This is a genomic window from Actinosynnema sp. ALI-1.44 (assembly GCF_001984155.1).
Classification (GTDB): Bacteria; Actinomycetota; Actinomycetes; order Mycobacteriales; family Pseudonocardiaceae; genus Kibdelosporangium.
Genome location: NZ_MTQO01000049.1, coordinates 395,107 through 416,466, shown reverse-complemented (window position 1 = coordinate 416,466; position 21,360 = coordinate 395,107). Strand labels below are relative to the sequence as shown.

19 protein-coding genes are annotated in these 21,360 nt (G+C 68.4%); 16 read left to right on the top strand and 3 right to left on the bottom strand.

Going from position 1 to position 21,360, the window contains the following annotated elements:
• Positions 1-26 precede the first annotated feature (26 nt).
• The 11 genes from ALI144C_RS31760 to ALI144C_RS31710 all read left to right on the top strand — a co-directional run bounded on the left by ALI144C_RS31760 (position 27) and on the right by ALI144C_RS31710 (position 15,700).
• The gene (locus ALI144C_RS31760) at positions 27-1,274 is read left to right on the top strand and encodes a cytochrome P450 (RefSeq protein ID WP_083753593.1); all 1,248 of its coding nucleotides are present in this window, start codon (positions 27-29) and stop codon (positions 1,272-1,274) included.
• A gap of 85 nt (positions 1,275-1,359) precedes the next feature.
• Positions 1,360-2,307, top strand: coding sequence for a DUF4231 domain-containing protein (locus ALI144C_RS31755; RefSeq protein ID WP_083753557.1), 948 nt, complete (start codon positions 1,360-1,362; stop codon positions 2,305-2,307).
• A gap of 165 nt (positions 2,308-2,472) precedes the next feature.
• Positions 2,473-5,058 (top strand): TIR domain-containing protein, encoded by a 2,586-nt coding sequence (locus tag ALI144C_RS31750; protein ID WP_076990848.1) that lies wholly within the window; start codon positions 2,473-2,475, stop codon positions 5,056-5,058.
• Positions 5,055-7,661 (top strand): tetratricopeptide repeat protein, encoded by a 2,607-nt coding sequence (locus ALI144C_RS31745; RefSeq protein WP_143230990.1) that lies wholly within the window; start codon positions 5,055-5,057, stop codon positions 7,659-7,661. Before ALI144C_RS31750 ends, ALI144C_RS31745 begins: the two co-directional genes overlap by 4 nt.
• Positions 7,662-7,668: 7 nt before the next feature.
• Positions 7,669-8,106: a DnaJ domain-containing protein gene (locus ALI144C_RS31740; RefSeq protein WP_076990846.1), complete on the top strand. Its 438-nt coding sequence runs from the start codon at positions 7,669-7,671 to the stop codon at positions 8,104-8,106.
• Positions 8,107-8,112: 6 nt separating this feature from the next.
• Positions 8,113-8,730 (top strand): nucleotide exchange factor GrpE, encoded by a 618-nt coding sequence (locus ALI144C_RS31735; protein WP_076990845.1) that lies wholly within the window; start codon positions 8,113-8,115, stop codon positions 8,728-8,730.
• 8 nt (positions 8,731-8,738) lie between these two features.
• Positions 8,739-10,670 (top strand): Hsp70 family protein, encoded by a 1,932-nt coding sequence (locus ALI144C_RS31730; RefSeq protein ID WP_076990844.1) that lies wholly within the window; start codon positions 8,739-8,741, stop codon positions 10,668-10,670.
• Positions 10,671-10,673: 3 nt separating this feature from the next.
• Entirely contained in the window at positions 10,674-11,987 is a 1,314-nt protein-coding gene (locus ALI144C_RS31725; RefSeq protein WP_076990843.1) for a tetratricopeptide repeat protein, read from the top strand.
• A complete protein-coding gene (locus tag ALI144C_RS31720; RefSeq protein ID WP_076990842.1) occupies positions 11,954-13,906 on the top strand; it encodes a tetratricopeptide repeat protein in 1,953 nt (650 codons plus the stop codon). The genes ALI144C_RS31725 and ALI144C_RS31720 overlap by 34 nt, the downstream gene beginning before the upstream one ends.
• Before the next feature lie 4 nt (positions 13,907-13,910).
• Positions 13,911-14,135, top strand: a complete 225-nt coding sequence (locus ALI144C_RS31715; RefSeq protein WP_076990841.1) for a hypothetical protein — start codon at positions 13,911-13,913, stop codon at positions 14,133-14,135.
• A gap of 29 nt (positions 14,136-14,164) precedes the next feature.
• Positions 14,165-15,700: a tetratricopeptide repeat protein gene (locus ALI144C_RS31710; RefSeq protein ID WP_076990840.1), complete on the top strand. Its 1,536-nt coding sequence runs from the start codon at positions 14,165-14,167 to the stop codon at positions 15,698-15,700.
• Here ALI144C_RS31710 and ALI144C_RS31705 read toward each other — a convergent pair.
• Positions 15,697-17,034 (bottom strand): FAD-dependent oxidoreductase, encoded by a 1,338-nt coding sequence (locus ALI144C_RS31705; RefSeq protein ID WP_076990839.1) that lies wholly within the window; start codon positions 17,032-17,034, stop codon positions 15,697-15,699. The genes ALI144C_RS31710 and ALI144C_RS31705 overlap by 4 nt on opposite strands.
• A 100-nt stretch (positions 17,035-17,134) precedes the next feature.
• Here ALI144C_RS31705 and ALI144C_RS31700 point away from each other — a divergent pair, with 100 nt between their 5' ends.
• From ALI144C_RS31700 to ALI144C_RS31690, 3 genes are read left to right on the top strand one after another with little or no spacing between them, the layout of a single operon-like run.
• Positions 17,135-17,974, top strand: coding sequence for a helix-turn-helix domain-containing GNAT family N-acetyltransferase (locus ALI144C_RS31700; protein ID WP_076990838.1), 840 nt, complete (start codon positions 17,135-17,137; stop codon positions 17,972-17,974).
• A 53-nt stretch (positions 17,975-18,027) separates the two neighbouring features.
• The gene (locus tag ALI144C_RS31695; protein WP_076990837.1) at positions 18,028-18,396 is read left to right on the top strand and encodes a hypothetical protein; all 369 of its coding nucleotides are present in this window, start codon (positions 18,028-18,030) and stop codon (positions 18,394-18,396) included.
• Entirely contained in the window at positions 18,393-18,815 is a 423-nt protein-coding gene (locus tag ALI144C_RS31690) for a MerR family transcriptional regulator (protein ID WP_076990836.1), read from the top strand. The genes ALI144C_RS31695 and ALI144C_RS31690 overlap by 4 nt, the downstream gene beginning before the upstream one ends.
• 2 nt (positions 18,816-18,817) lie before the next feature.
• Here ALI144C_RS31690 and ALI144C_RS31685 read toward each other — a convergent pair whose 3' ends face one another.
• Positions 18,818-19,216, bottom strand: coding sequence for an arsenate reductase ArsC (locus ALI144C_RS31685; RefSeq protein ID WP_076990835.1), 399 nt, complete (start codon positions 19,214-19,216; stop codon positions 18,818-18,820).
• Between the two features lie 63 nt (positions 19,217-19,279).
• On the opposite strand from ALI144C_RS31685, the gene ALI144C_RS31680 reads away from it, so the two are divergent.
• Together ALI144C_RS31680 and arsB are read left to right on the top strand one after the other, a co-directional pair.
• Positions 19,280-19,582 (top strand): ArsR/SmtB family transcription factor, encoded by a 303-nt coding sequence (locus ALI144C_RS31680; RefSeq protein WP_076990834.1) that lies wholly within the window; start codon positions 19,280-19,282, stop codon positions 19,580-19,582.
• A complete protein-coding gene (gene arsB / locus ALI144C_RS31675) occupies positions 19,582-20,640 on the top strand; it encodes an ACR3 family arsenite efflux transporter (RefSeq protein WP_076990833.1) in 1,059 nt (352 codons plus the stop codon). The genes ALI144C_RS31680 and arsB overlap by 1 nt, the downstream gene beginning before the upstream one ends.
• A 32-nt stretch (positions 20,641-20,672) precedes the next feature.
• Here the strand turns inward: arsB and ALI144C_RS31670 are convergent, their stop codons facing one another.
• Complete coding sequence (locus ALI144C_RS31670) at positions 20,673-21,260, bottom strand: helix-turn-helix domain-containing protein (RefSeq protein WP_076990832.1); 588 nt, start codon at positions 21,258-21,260, stop codon at positions 20,673-20,675.
• Positions 21,261-21,360: the final 100 nt, after the last annotated feature.

Sequence of the window (21,360 nt, the reverse complement as noted above, 5' to 3'; positions counted from 1 at the left end):
GCTCTCCACCTTTGGGGAGGCACATGATGACCGGTCGCGAAGACCCGGATCTGCTGGCGAACCTGCGTGCGCCCAATGCCGAGCACGGCGGTGTGTTCTGGCACGGCGACGGGCGGCTGATGGTGTTCGACGCCGACGCGGCGAGCCAGGCCAACGCCGAGAACTTCGCCGATCTGACGCTGCCGAACCGGTTTGTCGACCAGATCCTCGGCCGCCGCAGCCCGGCCGTGTCGTGGCGGCAGGTGCGTTCGCTGTGGCTGTCCCAGATGCGGGTGCTCAGCGGAGAGAGCCAGTTGCGCGCACTGGCCGGGCGCATGGCGCGGATACTGGACAACCGCCGCGATCAGCACGTGGATTTCGTGTGGCTGTCCCACGAGGTGATGTTCCGCGCCTTGGTTCCCGTCGTGCTCGACGGACTGTCCTCTTCGGAGCGGGCTTGGCTCGGGCGTGACGCGATCGCGAAGCTGACCCGGCTGGACGCGGGCCCTGGTGGTCAGTCCCGCAGGCAGAAGTGGCAGGCGGTCGTCGCCCAGTTGCACACCGGCCGGGTTGTGCGCCAAGAGATTCGCCGCCGGGCGCGGGGCGGGCGCACCCGCGTCGACCTCACGCAGCCCATCGTGGACCGGTTGCTGCCGTTGCTCGGCCCGGACCGGGCGCTGGAGGCGGTGACGACGGTCCTGACCGCGATCGCCGGGCCACCGGGCGCGGCCGCCAGTTGCCTGATGTACGAACTGGCCACACGCCCCGAATGGGCAACCACGCTAATGGAGGAGTTCGCGGCCGGTTCCGTCGAGCAGTTGTACCGGACTGGCACCAGATCCGCGCCGACAGCGCACCAGTTCGTGAAAGAGGTGCTGCGGATGTGGTCGGCGCCGCTGCTGATGACCCGGAGCGCCCGGGTGCCTCTGGTGGTTCGCGCCAACCGGCTCACAGTGGGCCAGCACTACCTGGTCAGCCCTTATCTGGTCAACCACGACGAGCGGCATTGGTCCGACCCGGACACGTTCGACCCGAACCGGTGGGCGGCTGGGGCGGAGCACCGTCCGCCTGGTGGGCACTACTACGTGCCGTTCGGGTGGGCGCCTACCGCTTGCATCGGCGCCGGGCTGGGGAGCGTTCAGCTGGTGCTGCTGGCCTATCTGCTGTGCACCCGATTCCGACTGGAGGTGCGTGCACCCGATGCCGCACGGGTCGCGTTGGGGACTGTGCCGCGGCCTCTGGACTTCGACGGCTGGGTTCGCCGCCGCGGATCCTCGGGGACCGATGCCACGTAGCGCCGGTGAAGCGGCTTGCTTTTGCGCACCCTGATCGTGTCGTTGGCCGGTCACCGGTGGTCGGGCCATTCGGTGAATATACCCAATGCAACGAACAGGGATACGCCGACCTCATCGCGGCCACGACGACGGTATAGATATGCGCATGACACTTTCGGCGACTGCCGTCACCCTGCTGTGGCAACGACAGAACATTTGGTCCCAGTCGGCCGATCGGCTGAAAGCCAGAATCACCCGTTCGCGAGTCGCCGCTCTGTTGCTGATCATGGCGGGCGCAGTGCTGGGCACAGCGTCATCGCAAGTTCTGGATCAGCAAACAACAGTGGGACGTGTGCTCGCCGCGTGTGCGGCCGTGGTACTCGCATTGGCTTCGTTCGCGAGTTTGGGCTCGTCGCCGCAGGTGGTTCGGGATTGGACACGGGCGCGGTCGGTATCCGAGGGCATCAAGGCAGATGTGTACTGCTATCTCGCCGGTGTCACACCGTTTCACAACGAGGACCGCGATCGGGTCGCGTTGGAACGCCTTGACGCTCTCACGGCGGACACCGCGGATATCGTCAAGCACACCACTGGCACCGATTCGGTTGATCGTCCGCTGCCGCGGGTGCGGGATGTCGATACGTATGCCGAGGTCCGCGTCGCGCACCAGATCACCGGCTACTACCGTCCGAAAGCCCGTGAGATGGCTCGCCGGGTGCGGTTCGCGCGCTTGCTGGAGGTGACGGTCAGCGCCGTCGGCGCCGCCCTCGCCGCTGCCGTCGTGGTGTTCCCATCTGCGAGTACTTCGGCCTGGATCGGGATTCTCACCACGCTCGCGACTGCCGTCGCGGCACACGCGGGCGCCGCGCGGTACGAGTACCAGCAGATCGAATTCACCCGGACCGCGGACGAACTGGAACGGCTGGCCACCCATCGTGCCGCCACCGGTGCGAGCCAAATGGGTGATGATCAGTTCGTGCTGGCATGCGAGCGGGTGATCTCCATTCAGAACGAGGGGTGGATGGCCAAGCTCAGTGCGACCGATCAGGAGTGAGCAGCGTCGTCGCCCCGGAATTTGATCATTGTGGGCTTATGTGCCGCCGCCGATCGGGTGAACTACGGTGGAACCGCGAACGAGTAGCGCCCATTCTGCGATTGTCAGGCCGACGCTCGATCGAAGGATGGCGCGCCGTGTCGCTCGTCTGGAGGTATCGACTAGTTGGCGACAACCAACGACGACAGTCGTGACAATTACGACGTTTTCGTCAGCTACGCCAGTGCGGACCGTGATGTCGTGGCGCCATTCATTGAGCTGTTGAAGCTCAACGGCCTCAAGGTCTGGTTCTACGACCAGGACATGCACGGTGGTCCGGCGCTGAAGAAGCAGATCGCCGACGCCATCAAGCAGTCGACGCACACAATCGCGTGCCTGACCGACGAGTATGTGCGACGTCCGTGGACCACGTTCGAGCTGCGTAACAGTTCTCATCGCGATCCCGCGGGCGACACGGCCCGCACGATCTTGGTGCGTTTCAAGCCGATGACGCTTGCCGTGCCGGACGACGTCAAGCACCTGACCGTCAGCGACCTGACCGACCAGCGCAATTACGACCGCACCTTCCAACGCATCACCAAACTGATCAAGCGGCCGATGCCGGTGGAACCGGACAACCTGGCCGAACTGTGCGAGGCGCCGTTCCAGTCCGCCGAGCCGGACGTCACGCTGTTCCAGATCCGGCGGGCGAACGAAGCGTTGTCGAAGTTCCTGTACCGCAGGGAGATCGGTGAGCTGCCGTCGAACGCGACGCTCGATCTGATCATCGGGCAGTTGATCGTCTCCGGCAAGCTGCCCGGTGAGATCGTCGCTGCCCTGGCGACCATGCAGTCATTGGGCAATTTCGCCGTGCGCGATGAGATCGACGGTTTCGCGGTCACCCGTTCGTCGCTGGTGACCGCGCTCGCGGCGTGGCGTGAGCTGACCGCGTGGACGTTTCCGGAGCTCAAGGCGCCGGACGTGCTGGCCGAGGTGTTCGACCGGCTGCCGCGAACCGCCGCGGGCAGGCGCATACCCGACACCGACTACCTGATCACCGACGGGCCCGTGAGCCGCAACAGCCATGGTCCGCTGCATCCTGGCCACGACACGGTGCACGACCGGCCGGTGTCGATCAACCTGGTCGGCGTCGCCGCGGACCGCGACGACGCGTTCTTCGCGGAAGTCGAGCGGTTCAGGCGGCTCAGCGACATGAACATCGTCTCCCCGATCGACGCTGGCACGGTGGTCGTCGACGGCGAACGGCAGTGCCTGTTCTTGGTGCTGCCGGTGGTCGACGGGGTCAGTGGGCAGGCCATCACCGAGTACCACGACGGATCACTGCCGCCGCGCGCGGCGTACGAGCTGTGCCTGGGTATGGCACGGGCACTGTGCACCTTCCACGCCGCGGAGCCCCCGATCTTCCACGGCGACCTCAGACCTGCCAACGTGATCGTCGGGACGTTCGGGACCGTTCGCGTGCTGTGCATCGGCAGCGAGCCCGACGCGGCGGAGGGCAGGCTCAACTCGTTCCTGTTCGCCAGCCCCGAGCAGCGTGCGGGCGCTCCCCTCACCGCGAAGTCGGACGTGGCCGCGCTGCGGCTGGTCCTGCACTACCTGCTCACCGGCGAATACCTTGCTGTCGACGGCGAAACCTCCGGGCTGGCGGCCGATCCGGGCGGCGTGCTCGACAAACTCGCCGGATGCGCCACGGCGCCCAGGGCGTGCGCCATCCTCGAAGCTGCCTGCCTGCGCCTGCCCGCCACGCCGAACCTGGCATCGGTCAACCGGGCATACCGCAAGCAGCAGGGCATCGTCACGCAGGGCGCGGCACCCGCCGTCGATCAGGGCTTGGTCCTGGTGGGCTCGTATCCGGTCGACGCCAGGCAAGCGTGGCCGTTGGGCGAAGGCCTGGTCCTTGTCTGGGAGTCGGGCACCGACACCCTGGTCATCCTCGACGACACCGACGTGGTGTGGCGCGACACCGGATCGATCGCTGTACGCCGAGTCGACATCGGCCGTGGCCGGATCGCGGTTGGCGGCTGGGACGGCACCGTGCGCTACTTCGCCGACGGTGCGCTGGTCGCCTCGGGCAAGCTCGACGGAGCGATCGGAGACCTGCGGCTGATCGGTGACGACGTGGTCGCCGGTTCGTGGAAACACGGCCTGTCGCGGTTCTCCGACGACGGCACCCAGGAGGAACTGCTCGAGGTCAAAGCGGGCGTCCACCGGATCGCGGTGGCGGACAACGGCGAACGCTTCGCAGTCGCCGACCTGGCCGGTGGGTTGTCGATCTACGCGGGCAGGCGGCGAGTCTCGGACATGCCGGGCATCGCGATGGCCGCGGACGTGGCCTACGCGGGCAGCAGGCTGGTGATCCTGACCGACGACGCGCTCACGAGTCTGCGGGTGGACGGCGCGATCGGTGTGCCGGAGCCCAAGCCGGGCGGGATGCGGCTGGTGCCGGGGTCCTCGCCGGGGGAGTGCACGCTGCTGGTCGCGTCCGGTCCGCCGCGGTCGGTGGAGGTGTGGCGTGTCGACGAGGCGGACCGGCACGCGTGCATCGCGGCGTTTCCGCCGGGAGTGGAGGTGCTCGCCACGGTCGGCGACCACCATCTGACGTCTGCTGTGGACGGTGGATGCGGCTACTGGCGTCGCGACGCCGAGCGGATGCGCTGGCCGGACGCGGTGGCGGGCGCGATCTCGGTGGACGGGCGCTGGATCGCGGTGTGCAGGCCGGGCAAAGTCGAGTTGTACCAGGACATCGAATGAGCATGGTGCGAGCGCGGGATGCGCTGCTCGACGCACTGGCCGCACTGCGCGACCAGGAACCGACGCCACAGGTCCGGCTGGCGATCGCGGAAGCGGAGTTCCGGCTGGCGGTGGATCCCGACGTCGACCGGGACGAGGCCATCGCCCGGCTGCGGGCGGCGATCGTCCAGGATCCCTTCCTGCCCAAGCTCAACCTGCACCTCGGCAGGCTCCTGCACAAGGCGGGCAAGCACCGGGCAGCGCTCGCGGAGTACCGGCAGGCGCTGCGCATGGCGCCCGGCAGCCGCCGCCTGCATCTGCTGCTCGCTCTGGCACTGCTGGAACTGGGCAAGGAGGAGCGCGACATCGGGCAGTCCCTGCTCACCGCGCTCAACTCCGGAGAGCCCGACAAACTTCCCGCTGCCGTCGCCGCGTTCGACGAACTGGTGCGGCGTCAGGGAACCGACGGCAAACCGGACGCCAAGCCGGCGCGCGAAGCCAAGACCCGCGCCGCCAACCGCAGCGCCCCGGACGTCTGGCAGGTGTCGCTGGTCGAGCAACTCGCGCGGGCGAAGCCGCAGCGCGGGCAGATCACCGCCCATCTGAAGGCGGGCGAGACACGGGCACGTGACGGCTCGGCCGTCGCCGAGTTCGCCGTGGCCTGCGTGATGCTGCTGGTGGCCGGTGACAGCCCACGCGACGTGCGCAAGCTGGGGCCGACCGGGATCGATCACCCGGCCGTGGCACTGCTCGAGGCCGCGTTGGAGTTGGCCGAGGCGGAGACTCCGGAGGACTTCGTCAAGTTGGCCGTCGCGCGGCTCGACAGCGAAGCGCTACCCGTCGAGCTGGTGTGCTGGCTGCATTACTCGCGATATGGACCCGGCAGCGGCCTGCCGCCGGTCGACATGGTGCGGCTGCTGGACGCCTATCCCGACCTGGACTGCGTGCGTGAGCTGCGGCTGTCCGTACTGGACGGTCTGGCCCGCGCCGCGTGGGCCGACGAGCGGCTGGCCGAGGCCCAGTTGCTGTGGCGGGAGTGCGCCGCGCTGGACGCGCACCGCGTCCCGACCGCGGTGAACCTGGCGCTGCTTGCCGCTCGTACGAAGTCCGTCGACGACTACGGTCCGGCGTGGGCTCGACTGACCGAGTTGATGTACCTGCACGCGGCCGGAACGGGCGAGCTCGCGCTGTTGCTCGACGACCGGCGGACGCTGCACCTGGCGCTGAGCCAGCAAAGCCGGTCGCGCCACTGCGCGCCCTCCAGCAGTCCGTATCCGAGCGATGCCGAACTCGCGGCCTGGGTCGCCGACGTCGAGACGGTCGAGGTCTGGCTGCGGGAGTGGGACCTCTACTACCTCAACGAGCGGCTGAGTTTCCGGGCACCGACGCACCTGCTCGGTGTGCGGCCGAACGCCACCGCCGAGGAACTCGACGCCGCGCGCGAGGCGTTCGTCAAGTCGGTCGACAGCACCCTGCGTGGACAGGACTGGTCCGGCGTGGCTGTGTTCCGCGACCTGGTCGTCAAGCGGGTGAACGAGGCCCACGCGGCCGTGAGCGATCCCGTGGAACAGGCTCGCGACGTCTACCACGATCTGGAGAAGCCACGGGCGGCGCGGCTCGCCGACGAGGCGCTTCGGCGCGGACTGTTGCTGCGCAACATGATCCGGGAGCTGGCCGACAAGAAGTCGGGCCGCCACCTTGCCCTCGGCGCGGAAATGGCCCGCAGGCAGCTGACCCTGCCGTGGACCGTGCTGACGCCGATCTGCGTCGAGCGGGGGTTGATCAGCGAGGATGACGACCTGGTCGAGATCTTCGAGCGGGATCTGATCAGCCTGGCCGTGCACTGGGACGAGCCCGAGGCGAGTACGCGGGCGGAGTGGGACCAGCGGGCGGCGGCGCTTGCCGAGTGCGTCGCGCTCGTACCCGGCAGGCTGGAGTTCGCCGTGCTGTGGTGCCGGACGCTGGTGGCCGCCGAGCGGCCGGACGAAGGCTACGCCGCGGCGATCGCGGCCCTGGAGCAGCAGGCCGCCGACGCGGACGAGGAAGCCCGCTCGCTGCGCCCGGTCCTGGTGGGCGTGGTCGACGAGATCGCCCAGACCGCCGTTCCCGAGCACCTCCGTTCGCCGAGCACTCCCGATGCCGCACGTCGCACGATCGCCGCCGCCCGGAGCGCGCTGGAACGGTATCCGCGCAGCGGCGCCTTGCGGCGCGGGATGGCTGATGTCCTGCTGCAGCTCGGCGGCGAGGCGCACGCGCAGGAAGCGATCGAACTGCTGAGTGACGCCATCGACCTCGCTCTGGACGACGAGGACCGGGTCAAGTCCGAGACGAAACTCGCCGCGACCCGCGGGGCGGCGGCCGAGGCAGCGGTGCGGGCGAAGATCGAGAAGCTGACCGAGCCCGCGACCGCCCGGGTGAACGAGGCGATCGACGAACTGCGGCGGGACTACGGCCCGAAAGCGCTCGCGGCGGCACGACTGGCCCTGCGCGCGGCGATCACCGCCGTGGCCGAGGCGATGGCCATGGCCGAACGCGCCCAGTTCGCCGACGACGTGGCACGGCTGGGCAGGCAGTTGGAGCAGCTGCGGACCGCGGAGTCGGAACTTCCGCAGGACGAGGAGTAGGTGCGCGATGTTCATGATCGACCTGGGTGCCGAGTCGTTCTACACCGTCCTGGGCGTCTCGCCGACGGCCACCGCGGCGGAGATCCGGCAAGCCCGCGACACGCTGGTCCGCGAGCTGCGGGAGCGGCAACGCCGCGAGCCGACCCGGCGCGCGGAGCTGGAAGCGCGCCAGAAGACGGTGAACACCGCGGGGGAGGAGCTCGCCCGGCCCGCCAAACGGGCCCAGTACGACCGCGACAACGCCCACCTGCGGTTCTTCACCGTCCGGGACGCCGCCGCCGGGATCTTCGCCGATCGCGCCGACCGGGTGGAAGTGCTGTACGAGGCGATCAGCGCCCACCTTCGTGCTCGCGGCGTCGCCGTGCGACCGCGGTCCGATCTGGACAGGGAAGAGTTCTTCGCCGACATGACGCCCAACTCAGTTCTCGACGGCCCGATCGGATAGGCGGACATGGATCAGGAAACACGCACCGACAGCGAACAGCGCTTGGAGCACATCGCCAAGTTGTTGGAGGAGGTCGTCGACGACAACACCGCGGTCGTCGCGTCGATGAACCAGCTCGCCCAGTCGCAGCAGGCGATGTCCGTCGACCTCAGCCGAGAGGTCGCCGCGCTGCGCGGGGAGGTCGCGGGCGGGCTGGCCTACCGCACGCTCAAGGACCTCGTGACCGAGTTGACCACGCCGCTGGCCGCGATGGAGGCGATGATCGCCGCCGACGACTTCACCGATCCCGACACGGTGGCCACCCATGTGCGCGGCCTGGCGGCGACGCTGCGGTCGGTGCTGAGCCGGATGGGCGCGGTGCGGATCGCCGTCGACGTCGGTGCGGTGGCGTTCGACCCGACCTGGCACAAGTGCGTCGGTGTGCTCGATGTGAGCGAGTCGCCGTTCCCGGACGCCGCTCCCCGCACGGTCGTCCGGGTCGTCGAGCACGGCTACGTGCTCGACGGCCGGTTGCTGACTCCGGCCGCCGTGGAGATCCAGGGCGGCCGTGCCGACGCGGGCACCCCACCGGATCGCAGCGCCGAGCCCGACGTCCCCGCTGTTTCCGGCCCGGTGAGCGAGTAGGAGCGAGCATGCCATTCCACAAGGTGATCGGGATCGACCTCGGCACCACGTACTCGGCAGTGTCCATCTGGGACGGCAAGGACACCCGGATCATCGAGAGCGCGTTCGGCACGAAGACGGTGCCGTCGGTGGTCGGGCTCGACCCCGAGAACCAGGTGATCGTCGGTGCTCCCGCGCAGAACAACCTGGTCAGCGACCCCGGCAACACGATCATCGAGGTCAAGCGGGAGATGGGCGTCTACTCGCGGGAGCCGTCCGGACCTGGCGATCCCGGCGAGCCCAAGCGGGTGCCCTTCCGCGGTCGCGAGTACCTCCCGCAGGAGATCTCCGCCTTCATCCTGATGGAACTCAAGCGCCAGGCGGAGAACTTCATCGGTGAGCCCATCCACGACGCGGTGATCACCGTGCCCGCGTACTTCAAGGAACCTCAGCGCGGCGCCACCCACGACGCGGCCAGGATGGCCCGGCTCAACGTCCACCAGTTGCTCAACGAGCCGACCGCCGCGGCGGTGTGCTTCGGCGCGGACAAGGTCGAGGACGAGCAGACCCACACCTACGCCGTCTACGACCTCGGCGGCGGCACCTTCGACGTGTCGATCATCCAGATCAGTCCCGGCAACGTCAGCGTCGTGGGCACCGGCGGCAACCCGCGGCTGGGCGGCGGCGACTTCGACGACCGGATCACCGGTTGGGTGCTCAACGAGATCAAGGAGAAGCACGGCACCGACCTCAGCGGCGACCCGGCGATCTGGCAGCGCATCAAGCGCGAGGCCGAGATGCGCAAGCGCGAACTGTCCGTGGCGACCGCGGCGACGCTGAACCTGCCCTACCTGACGCCGACGCTGAGCGTGACCTTGCCGCTCACCCGCGTGGTGTTCGAGGCGCTGATCAAGGACCTGCTCGACCAGTCGCTGGAATCCCTCGACCTGGCGATCGCCTCGGCCAACGAGAGCAACGGAATCGAAGCCGACGAGATCGAGCAGGTGCTGCTCGTCGGCGGCTCCACCCGGATAGCCTGCATCCGCCCGATGCTGGCCGAACACCTCGGCCTGGACGTCAAGGACGTCCGCAGCGACATCAGCCCGGACGAGGTCGTCGCCAAGGGCGCGGGCATGATCGCCCGCCAGTTCCCGGAAAGCGACGGCTACGCCGAAGCCGACATCGTGATCAGCCCGGTGGACGGGGAACAGTCGGCGGCCGCGGAGGGCGCGATCCTCCTGCAGGACGTCACCAGCCACACGCTGGGCATCCTCGCCAACCGCGCGGACTTCGTGCCGATTCTGCCCAAGGACAGCCGGATTCCCGGCGGGCAGACCCGCGGCGACTTCACCAACGGCGGCAACGCGACCAACATCGACGTGATGATCTTCCAGGGCGAGAACCCCGTCGCGTTCGAGAACGACCTCATCGGCAAGCTGCCGATCGTCCTGCCCGAACCCAAGGAACGAGGTTACTACCAGTTCGAGGTGACCTTCGACCTCGACTCCAACGGGCTGCTCGGCGTCGGCGTGAAATGCCTCAACGACAACCAGATCTGGCAGACCCAGGTGCAGTGCGACGTGCGCGCCACGGCCGCGCAGATCGAGCGCAGCGCCGAACTGCTCAACGAGGCCATGCCCGCGCGGCCGGTCGAGCAGGCGGCCGGGCTTCCGCTGCCGCCGACCGTCGGCAGCCTGCCGAAGCCGCCCGGAGCGGCCACACCGGCCACACCGGCAACGCCGCCGCCGGCCCCGGCGCTGCCACCACCGCCCGCGGCGACGCCGGACGAGTTCAAGTCCTTCGCACGCCGGTCGTTCAAGCTGATCGGCCAGTTGCAGGCTGAGGACCGCGCGACGCTGACCGCCGCCTACACGAAGTTCGTAGCCGCGGTGGAGGCCGGCAGTGAGGACGTGGAGGACCTCGGCGACGAGCTCATCGACGTGTTCCACAAGCTCAGGTAGCCGATGGACGGACTACGAGGAGTACGCCTCGCGGCCTCGATCGGCGCCACCGATCGAGGCACGCTGTGGCGGGCCAGCCGGGAACGGGAGCACGACCGGATCGTGCGGGTCATCGAGCCGCGTTTCTGCGACGGCCGGTTCCGGCAGGCACTGTCCACACTGCGGCAACGTGGGCATGACCGGATGCTCGGCGTCGCAAGTGAGGGCTGGTCCGACGGGCGCTACTACGTCGAGTACTCCGTACACGCGGCCTGGCGTTCACTGGCGGAGTGGCTCGGCAAACCAGCGGACTGGTGGGAACGCCTGGCTGTGCTCGGCGACGTCTGCGAGGCAGTGGCGCACTGGCAGCGCAGCCCACTGCATCCGCTGGGGATGACGCTGCACAGCGTTGTGGTGGTCGGGAGACCGGGCGAGGCACGCACATGGCTGGTGCCGTGTCCGTCGATGACCGTCACGTCGCCGTGTGACCTGTTCGGCGTCGACGCCACGGTGGTCGCGACGCTCGCCCCCGAGACGATCAGAGGCGCCCAGTTCGACGACCGCGCCCAAGACGCGTACGCGCTGGGCACGCTCGCGGCGCAAGTACTCGGTTGTCAACCGGCCCGGCTGGCCGCCGATGACGATGAGCACCAGTTGGAGGCCCAGGCGAGGGGCGTGCTCCTGCGGTCGACCGTGATCGGCTCGGACATCCCGGAGTTCCTGCACGCCACGCCGCAGGTCGAGCGCTTGTTCGCCGCCATTCGCCGCTACCGACACCTGAAACCGGACGTCCGCCCACGGGACGCACAGGAACTGCGGTCGGCCATCGCGGCCGTGACCGAACCGCTCTGGCTGGCAGGGCAGATGCGAGTCGCCGAGCCTGCCACGGCCATGCGGGTTCTCGACCAGGCGCTGACTCGCGAGCCCGACCGGATGGATCTCCGCCGTGAATGGTGTCTGGTCGCCGAGGGCGTGCTCGCGCAGTCCACCGGCCGGACGGCGGACGAGATCGTGGAGCGGTTGCTGCGCTATCTCAAAGTCGCCGCCGACCCGGAGGACCCGGGGTCCTGGCATCGGCGAGCCGCGGAGATCCACCTGCGCCGCGGCGACTGGCAGTCAGCCGCGACGCAGTTCCACGCCGCGACGGTGGCCAACCCCAGCGACCTCGATGCGCTGCTGGGCTACGCGCAGTGCTGGATCGGACTGGATGATCCCGGCAACGCGCGGCACACCGCCGCCGAGGCCAACCGTCGCATCGATCGGTTGGCCCGCAACCAGTTGCTCACGAAGTGGGAGGCAGACCAATGGCGCGATCGGTTCGCCAAGTACATGCGCTGATCGGCCTGCCCGCCTTGGTGCTGGCCGGGTCGTTGGCGGTGGGGTCAGCGCTGCCCGCGACAGCGTTGGGAGAAGAGCAGCAGTCCGGTCAGGTCGTCACCGCCACGCTGCCTGCCGGTGTCACCCTGCCCGGCGGGGACTACCGCGGCACGATCGCGGGGCCGAACGGTCCGATCAGCGTCATCTTCGCGGTCGCGGGCGGGAACGCGCCACCGACGGCTCCGGGGACGTCCGCCCCGCCGGGAACGTCCGCGCCACCGGGCGGAACGGCTCAACCACAGTCGCCGGGGCAGACCGGCGCGGCGCCCACGGCGGCTCCTGACGAGAGTTCCGGCATTTCCACCGTGTTGCTGACGATCCTCGCCACGGTGGTGCTGATTGGCCTTGGCCTTGTGGTGCAACGCAAGATCCTGGTGCCGCGCAAGCATGCTCAGGCGTTGCGGGCAGCGTCGGCGTTGGTCGCCGCAGGGGATTATGCGGCCGCGGTACCCGCCTTGACCAGTATCGAGAACAAGCTGAACGACAAGCAGCGGGCGCGAGCCCGGTTCTTCGCCGCGTTCGCACTGTTCCAAATGGACAAGCTCGACGAGGCCGAGCACGAGCTCAGCACGCTCAACCGGGAAGATCCGAACAACCCGGAAGTGGCCTACCTGCTTGCCTATCTGCGCAACGAACGCCGCGACTACGACGGCGCCGAGCCGGTGCTGGCCGCCATCGTGGGCACATCAGGTTTCACTCGCCGCGCCCGCAAGCTCTACGGTGCGATCAAATTCCGACGGGGTATGGAAGCGTTGCGAGACGGGCGGGTCGATGTCGCGTCGGCGCTGTTCGCGGACGTCGAGACGTTGGGGGACTTCCGCGACCTCATCCCCGCCGACCTGCGCAACCAGCACATCACGTTGGGCGCTCAAGCTCTGTACGACAAGGATGTCGTCACCGCGCGCAAACACTTCGAGGATCTCGAGCAGGCCGCGCTCGCCGCCGAGCCCGAGGAACGCGAGCAGATGACCGCCTCGGCTGAACTGGGCTTGGCCCTCGCCGCCTGGATCGAGAACCGCTCGGACTCGGGTGACCGCGTCGACGAGTTGCTGACCTCGGTGGCGCGGCGGCTCGATCCGGACCAGCCGACCGAGGTGCCCTGGCCGGACACCGAGTCCGCCGCGAGCGTGGCCGACCGGCTGGCCGCGATGCGCGACGGGGCGAGCGAACCGTCCACTCTGGATCGAACGCTGCGGGACGTCCACCTGCTGCGCGGTGCGGCGCGACTGCGGCAATGGGCGGTCGACCCGAAGGCCGCGAGCAAAGTGGACAGCCGGATGGCCGAGGTTCTCGGCCGGTTCGCCGCCGCTCGGGAACGCGATCCCGAGTTCAGTGACCTCTACCTGACGGTGGGCCTGCTCAAGTACTACCTGGCGGCGGGCGACGGCACCCGCGAGGAAGCCGCCGCGATCCTGCTGCGCGCCCAACTGCTGGGCGTCCGCGACCCCGAGGTGCTCGGCATCCTCAATCGCGAGGCCCGTCGCAGCCGGGCAAGCCGCGACGCGGTCGACGCGTATCTGCAAGTTCTCGATCGCTACGTCGAGGACGGTTCGGTGCGCGAACAGGTCCGCGCCGACCTGGTGAGCAGGTTGTCGCAGTACCGCCGGGTGCGCGACTGGGACAGCAGGCCGGAGATACTGCGGGTGCGTGTGGTCGCGCCGACTGTCGCCGAGATGAACGACCGCTCCGAACTGTTGCGTGAGCGGGTGAACCAGCTCCTGTCGGCAGGCGGCAGCGAACTGGCGGACGCACGGGACCTGGTGCGCCGCCTGGAAGCCGACAGCAGGCAACTGTCCGAGCACGCCCAGTCCGTGGAGCAGAAGGAAGCCGATCTGCTGGTTCTGCTCGGCGATCGACTCCTTGGCGACTACGAGAGGTGATCACATGACCAGCCCGGCTCCGCGCGCCATGACACCGGCCGATTGCCTCGACATGCTGCCCGAGCCCACGCTCGGCGACGTGGACGCCACGCACAACGGCGACTTGTTCCGGGTGGACCTGCGCCGCGCAGTGCGGGCGATCGCCGAACTCGACCACGTCACCGAGTCCGCGTTGGTCCGCGCTGTGGTCACGGCGGTCCTTGGCGAAGTGCCGGAAAGCGACGACTGACATATCCGACGGATGATGAGGACGAGGCCATGCCGGATGACGAAATTCGCGGCTTGGAGTTCGGCACGGTCGACAAGCCGACGTTGGAGACACTGCGCCACGACGCGGGCAAGCTGCGGGACATCGTCTCCTCCGACGACGTCACCGGGCCGGCCGCGTTCGCAGCGGCGAAGGTCGACCTCGGCGAGGCCGCCCGGCTGACCCCGGAACTCGGCGAAGGCCTGCGGATCGGCGGTGACGGGGACAAGCTGGGCGCCGGGCTGGGCAAGCTGGGGGAGCTGACCGCCAACGCGCGCGTCGAGCGACTGCTGAACCAGGCACGGGAGAAGGTCGCACAAGGGAAACACCACACGGCAATCTCCCTGATCGACCAGGTGCTGGCGATCGACGCGACGGCCGCGGTGGCGGTCGGTCTCAAGGCGGTGTGCGTCTGCGCGATCGGCGAGTTCGAGCGAGCCCTCGACCTGCTCGACACCGCTCGGGAGCTCGCGACCGACGCCGAGACAGCCCTGGCTGTGTCGACCACGCGCGTGGAGTGCGAGCAGACGATCACTGACGCGGTGTGCGGCAAGGCCCAAAGCCTGATCGACGATGACGCCCTGGCTGACGCGCTCACCCTGCTCGACCGCTACCTGCACCGGTTGCCCGACAGTCTCCCGATGCGGTACTTCCACGCGGGCGCGTTGGTGATGTCGGGCCGGTTCACCGACGCGCGGGCCAGCCTGGACATCGCGTTGCGGACGGCAACCGGGGAGAACGCCGAGATTTTCCGCAGTATGCGGGCGCGCATCCAATTGCTGCTGTACGGGCCGCAGATCGACAAGGCGCGCGAGCGGTTGCGCGTCGGTGACCCGAAAGGCGCGATCCGGTACCTCGAGCAGTGCCCGGCCGAGGTGCGTGAGTTCGAGGACGTCGAACTGTTGTGGAACTACGCGCACGAACGGCACGCCGACCGGGCGCTGCTGCGCTTCGTGGGCCGCAAACGGATGAACCAGGCCGGTGCGGCCCGGCTGGAGCCGGAAGCGCTGGAAAGCCTGCTGATCTGGCTGTTCACCGAGGAACTGGAAGCGGGCCGGGCAGCGCTCGACGAGAACCAGTACCGGCAGGCCTGCGCGCAGTACGCGGCCGCGGAACGGATTGATGACCGCTGCTACGCCGTCGCCTACTGGTACGCGATAGCGGGCTTACTGCTGTGCCGCAGCCCTGAAACACCCTTGGCGGAATGCGAGACCTTGCTGGTCGAAGCGGGCGCGCGCGCCAAGAAGGCCGCGCAGGAACCGGAACGGCACAAGAGCGCGGAAGAAGTCGCTGCGATCATCGAACGCGACCTGGCCGACGTGCGGCTGGTCATCCAAGTCTCCCACCTGATCCGCCGGTTCAACACGGAAGTCACGAGTCTGTCCCGCCGAGGCGTTAGGGACCATTACGAACTGCGCCAGATACGGCGCCGGTTCGAGGGCATCCGCTCCCAGGCCACCGTGTTGCACCGCCGCTGCAAACAAGGAACCCATACCGCGCAACAGCTCGAGGAGTTGGTCCAGGCGATCAACAATGTACTGGCCTAGCAAGCACGAGCTGGCGGTGCCGACAGCATCAGGGGCTCCGGTTGGCTGAACGCGCCGCAGCAGCCGGACGAAGTGTCGTCAGCGGAGACGTCAAACACCCCTGACCCGCCGCAGACGCCGGTTTCCGGTAGCACCAGTTCGACGCGTTCGGCGGATTGCCGGTCGCCCGCGATGGCGGCGGCGATGGAGCGGACCTGCTCGTAGCCGGTCATGGCCAGGAAGGTAGGCGCGCGACCGTAGCTCTTCATGCCCGCGAGGTAGAGGTTCGGTTCCGGGTGGGACAGTTCGTTGACGCCGTGCGGGTAGACGGTGCCGCAGGAGTGCACGTTCGGGTCGATCAGGGGCGCCAAGGCGACCGGGGCCTGCAGTGTGGCGTCCAGGTCGAGTCGTACTTCCGACAGCCACGCCAGGTCGGGACGGAATCCGGCGAGGACCACGACCTCGTCGACGGCGTCCAGCCGCTGTCCTTCCGATGACTGCAGCGTCAATCGGCCGTCGTCGTCGTGCTGGACGGCCTCGGTGCGGAATCCGGTCACCACCGTGACGCGACCGGTATCGACGGCGGCCTTGGCACGCAGGCCCAGTGCGCCCCGTGCGGGGAGTTGGTCGGCGTCACCGCCGCCAAATGCGGCGCCGACCGCGCCTCGGCGCAGTAGCCACGTGATCCGGGTCGAAGGCTCCCGCTTGGCGAGTTCGGCGAACGCGACCAGCGCGGTGAGCGCCGAGTGCCCGCTGCCCGCGATCACCACGTGCTTACCTGCATATCGCGCGGCTACCGCCGTGTCGGTCAGATTCGGCACGCGGTAGCTGATCCGATCGCTCGCGGCGGTCTCGCCGATGGCGGGCAGACCCTCACCACCGAGCGGATTCGGCAGACTCCAGGTCCCGGACGCGTCGACCACGGCCCGCGCAGTGATCCGCTCTTCGCGGCCGTCGCTGATGCGGACATGCACGGTCAGTGGCTCGGTGTCGCGTCCGTCGTCCACTACGCGGTCACGACCGCGCCGGGCGACACCGGTGACCTCCGCGCTGAACCGGACTCGCTCGCCCAGTGCCTCGGCCAACGGGCGCAGGTACAGCCGGGCCCATTGCTCGCCGGTCGGATAGCCCTCCGGCGCCTGCCAGCCCTGGGGTTCCAGCAGACGTCGTGCGGCGGGCGCCACGAGTTCCGACCACTTCGAGAAGAGCCGGACATGGTGCCATTGGGCCACGGCCGCGCCCGCCTGCTCACCGCGTTCAAGGACTACGACAGCCTGGCCTCGCTCCACCAGTTCGGCTGCGGCGGCGAGGCCGACCGGTCCGGCACCCACCACGACTACAGGCAGGTCGTTCATGTCGACACCTCGTTCATCGATGACGGTCGATTGACGCAGCCGAGAGTATCGATTGGAATCGATGGACGCAACCATCGATCTGAGTCGATAGACTGGGCGCATGTCGATCGCACTGCCTCGAGCCCAGGTCCTGCCCAGTCAGGAAGCGGCCACGTACGCGGAGTGGTTCGCGTGTCTTGCCGAGCCGGTCCGGGTGCGGCTGCTGCACGCCGTGGCGACCAGCCCGAGCGGCATCACCGTGGGCGCGTTGACCGAGATCCTCGGCACGAGCCAGTCGACCACCTCGCACCACGTGCGCAAGCTCGCTGACGTTGGTTTCGTGAATCTGGTCAAGCAGGGCACGGCCACGATCGTGACTGTCAACGAGGCCTGCTGCGCCGGACTGCCGCACGCAGCCGACGCCGTGATGGGCATGCTCGCCCCACGCCCGTGCTGCCCTGACGAGGTCCCCGCCGATGTCACCGTTCGCGCGCTGGAGCCGGGGGACTGGCCAGCGGTCCGGCGGATCTACGGCGAAGGCATCGCCACCGGGCTCGCGACGTTCGAGACCACCGTGCCCAGCCGGGCCAGCCTGGACGCGAAATGGCTGCCGGAGCACCGTTGGGTCGCTGAGATCGACGGCGAGGTGGTCGGCTGGACCGCGGTCGCCCCGGTGTCCACACGCGACAGCTACGCCGGAGTCGCCGAGTCAGCCGTGTACGTCGCCGAGGACCACCAGGGTCGCGGGGTCGGCAAAGCCCTGCTGCACAAGCAGGTCAACGCCGCGGACGCCGCCGGGCTCTGGACGTTACAGGCGTCGATCATCACCGAGAACCGCGCCAGCATCGGCCTGCACCACTCGGCCGGGTATCGCACGGTCGGGATCCGCGAGCGCATCGCCCAACTCGATGGCGTCTGGCACGACACCGTCTTCCTCGAACGCCGTTCCCCTGTCAGATGAATCTGCCGTTCGGGGTTGCATCCGGTACCCGGGTACAGGCTTACCTTAAGGCGATGAGCACCGAAGAGTCGAACCTCACCGCGGCTCCCACCTCGTGGGTCTCCGAGTCGTGCACCCTGCCGACAGCCGAGCAGCCGCTGCGGGAGGCGGAGTTCGACGACTTGTTCGCCTCGGCCGTACGCCAGGTGGAGCAGCCCGAGCCCGGCCTGCTCAGGCTCGAACTGGTGCCGACCGCGGATGTGGCGGAGACAGCGGCCAGGTTGGTCGTGAAGGAGACGGCGTGCTGCTCGTTCTTCACATTCACGCTGACGGCGACCGGGGGCGTGCTGACGTTGGAGGTGGCGGTGTCTCCGGCACACGTCGAGGTGCTGACCGCACTCGCCGCCCGCGCGAAATCCGTGTCGGCCGGGACGACGTCGTGACTGGGTTGCGCAGCGGCGCCGTAGCAGAGGCAGCGGGCGTGAACCTCCAAACGCTGAGGTACTACGAACGACGAGGTCTGCTGGCTGAGCCCGAGCGCACCTCGGGCGGACATCGTGTGTACCCGCCGGAAGCGGTCACTGTGTTGCGCGTCATCAAGGTCGCGCAGAGCCTGGGATTCACCCTGGACGAGGTGGCCGAACTGGTGGAGACCGGCCGTCACCGACACCGACACCGTCCGTCCTGTCCGGCAGGCGGATTGGCCGTGCGTACCGCGGCGAAGCTGGCCGAAGTCGAGGCCAAGCTCGCAGACCTCGCCGTCATCCGCGACACCTTGCGCGCGGCACTGACAGCGGGGTGCGAGGACCTGATCGCGTGTGCGACCACGCAGGACTGCCCGCTGCCTTTTTCTGGTATCTGAATTTAATCCAGAAGCTCCGCGACCAGCCCACGCACGCGGCGGTCGATCTCGTCGCGGATCGGACGGACCGCGTCGACGCCCTTGCCCGCGGGGTCGTCGAGTTGCCAGTCCAGGTAACGCCTGCCGGGAAACACGGGGCAGGTGTCCCCGCAGCCCATCGTGATGACCACGTCGGACGCCTGGACATCATCGGTGGTCAGCTTCGACGGCACCTCGGCGGTGATGTCCAATCCCCACTCGGCCAGGGCCTCGACCGCGGCCGGGTTGACCTGGTCGGCGGGCTCGGAGCCCGCGGAGCGGACGGCGATGCGGCCGAGTCCGTGGTGCTGCAACAGCGCGGCGGCCATCTGGGAGCGTCCGGCGTTGTGCACGCAGACGAACAGCACCTGCGGTGTGGTCACCTGAGTAACTCCTTGTGTAACCCGTGTCTTTTCTGTCGCCCGCCGATGACTTATCATCGCTGAATGATATCAGTTGAGGCTGATGTGATTCGGCTGCTGGCGGACCCGCTGCGCGCCCGGATCGTGGAGCTGCTGGCCGGCGAAGCGCTGTGCACCTGCCACTTGGTGGCGGAGACCGGCGCGAAGCAGACCAACATCTCCAACCACTTGCGGCAGTTGCGGCAGGCCGGGCTCGTCACGACCGAGCCGTGCGGGCGGTTCACCTACTACCGGTTGAATCCCGGCGCCCTGCAAGCTGCGGCGGATCACCTCACGGCCCTCGCTGAGCGCGCGCGAAGCCACTCTCAGAGCCGGAGGCCCTGCTGATGACCACCCCCACCGCGGAAGCAGACGTCCTGCCCAAGCTGTCCTTCTTGGACCGTCTGCTGCCGGTCTGGATCGGCCTGGCCATGGCCGTCGGCTTGGTGCTCGGTGCGCTCGTGCCCAGCCTGCGGGGCGTGCTGGACGCGGTGACGATCGGCGAGGTCTCGTTGCCGATCGCGCTGGGCCTGCTGCTGATGATGTACCCGGTGCTGGCGAAGGTGCGGTACGACCGGCTCGACACCGTCACCCGCGACAAGCGCACGATGTGGCTGTCGCTGCTGCTGAACTGGGTCATCGGGCCCGCGCTGATGTTCGCGCTGGCCTGGCTGATGCTGCCGGACCTGCCTGAGTACCGCGCCGGCCTGATCATCGTCGGGCTTGCCCGGTGTATCGCGATGGTGATCATCTGGAACGACCTCGCCTGCGGCGACCGGGAAGCCGCGGCCGTGCTGGTGGCGGTGAACTCGGTCTTCCAGGTGGTCATGTTCGGTGTGCTGGGCTGGTTCTACCTCGACCTGCTGCCCGGCTGGCTCGGTCTGGACACGACAGCGTTCGACGTGTCCGCGTGGGAGATCGCCCGCAGTGTGCTGATCTTCCTCGGCATCCCCCTCGCCGCCGGATATCTGACACGCCGGTTCGGTGAGAAAGCACGTGGCCGGGAGTGGTACGAGACGAGGTTCCTGCCCAAGATCGGCCCCGTTGCCCTGTACGGGCTGCTGTTCACCATCGTGATCCTGTTCGCGCTGCAAGGCGAGACCATCACGTCCCGGCCGTTGGATGTCACGCGGATCGCGCTGCCTCTGTTGGTGTACTTCGCGGTCATGTGGGGCGGAAGCTACCTGCTCGGCAAAGCATCCGGACTGTCCTACCAGCGCACGACCACACTCGCGTTCACCGCGGCGGGCAACAACTTCGAACTCGCCATCGCCGTGGCCATCGGCGTGTTCGGTGTCGCGTCCGGGCAAGCTTTGGCTGGAGTGGTAGGGCCGCTCATCGAGGTGCCCGTGTTGGTGGGGCTCGTTTACGTCAGTCTCTGGCTGCGTCGCCGCTGGGTCACGTGACCCAGGTCGCCGGGCACGTCGCGCTGGGTATGTCATTCGCGTCGGTAACGGGCTTTGATGTGGAAGCGTTCGCCCTGCGGTCCGAGGATGCTCAGGAATTCCACGGAGCGTGTGTCGGCGTTGCCGAACCAGTGCGGGAGGTGCGTGTCGAATTCGGCGACCTCGCCTGCGGCGAGGATGAAATCCCGGTCACCGAGTATCACTCGCAAATGTCCGTTGAGCACGTAGAGCCAGTGGTATCCCTCGTGTGAGCGTGGATCCGGTTCGAGATGGTCGGTCAGCCCGGCCGGGAGGATCTGCTTGTGCGCCTGCAGCCCGCCGGGGTTGCGGGTCAACGGGATGACGGTCATGCCGTTGTGGTTGAAGGGGCGTGGAAAAACGCGGGGGTCACCGCTGTCTGGGGCGCCGACGAGTTCGTCGAGTGGCACCTGGTGGGCCTTGGCCAGCGGAAGCAGTAGTTCCAGGCCCGGTTTGCGGTGTCCGGATTCCAGCCGGGACAGAGTGCTGATCGCGATACCGGTGATCCTTGACAGGGCGGTGAGAGTGGCGCCGCTGCGGCGGCGCAACTCACGCAGCCGAGGCCCGATCGTGGCCAGCACAGCGTCGAATTCGTTGCTCATACCCCATGATGGACCGGGCCTTCCAGTTTCGCAAAAATGCGCGCGCGGTGCTTTTCGCGGGCCCCTGATCTTGCGTTACCGTCCGGAGAGGATGGGCACA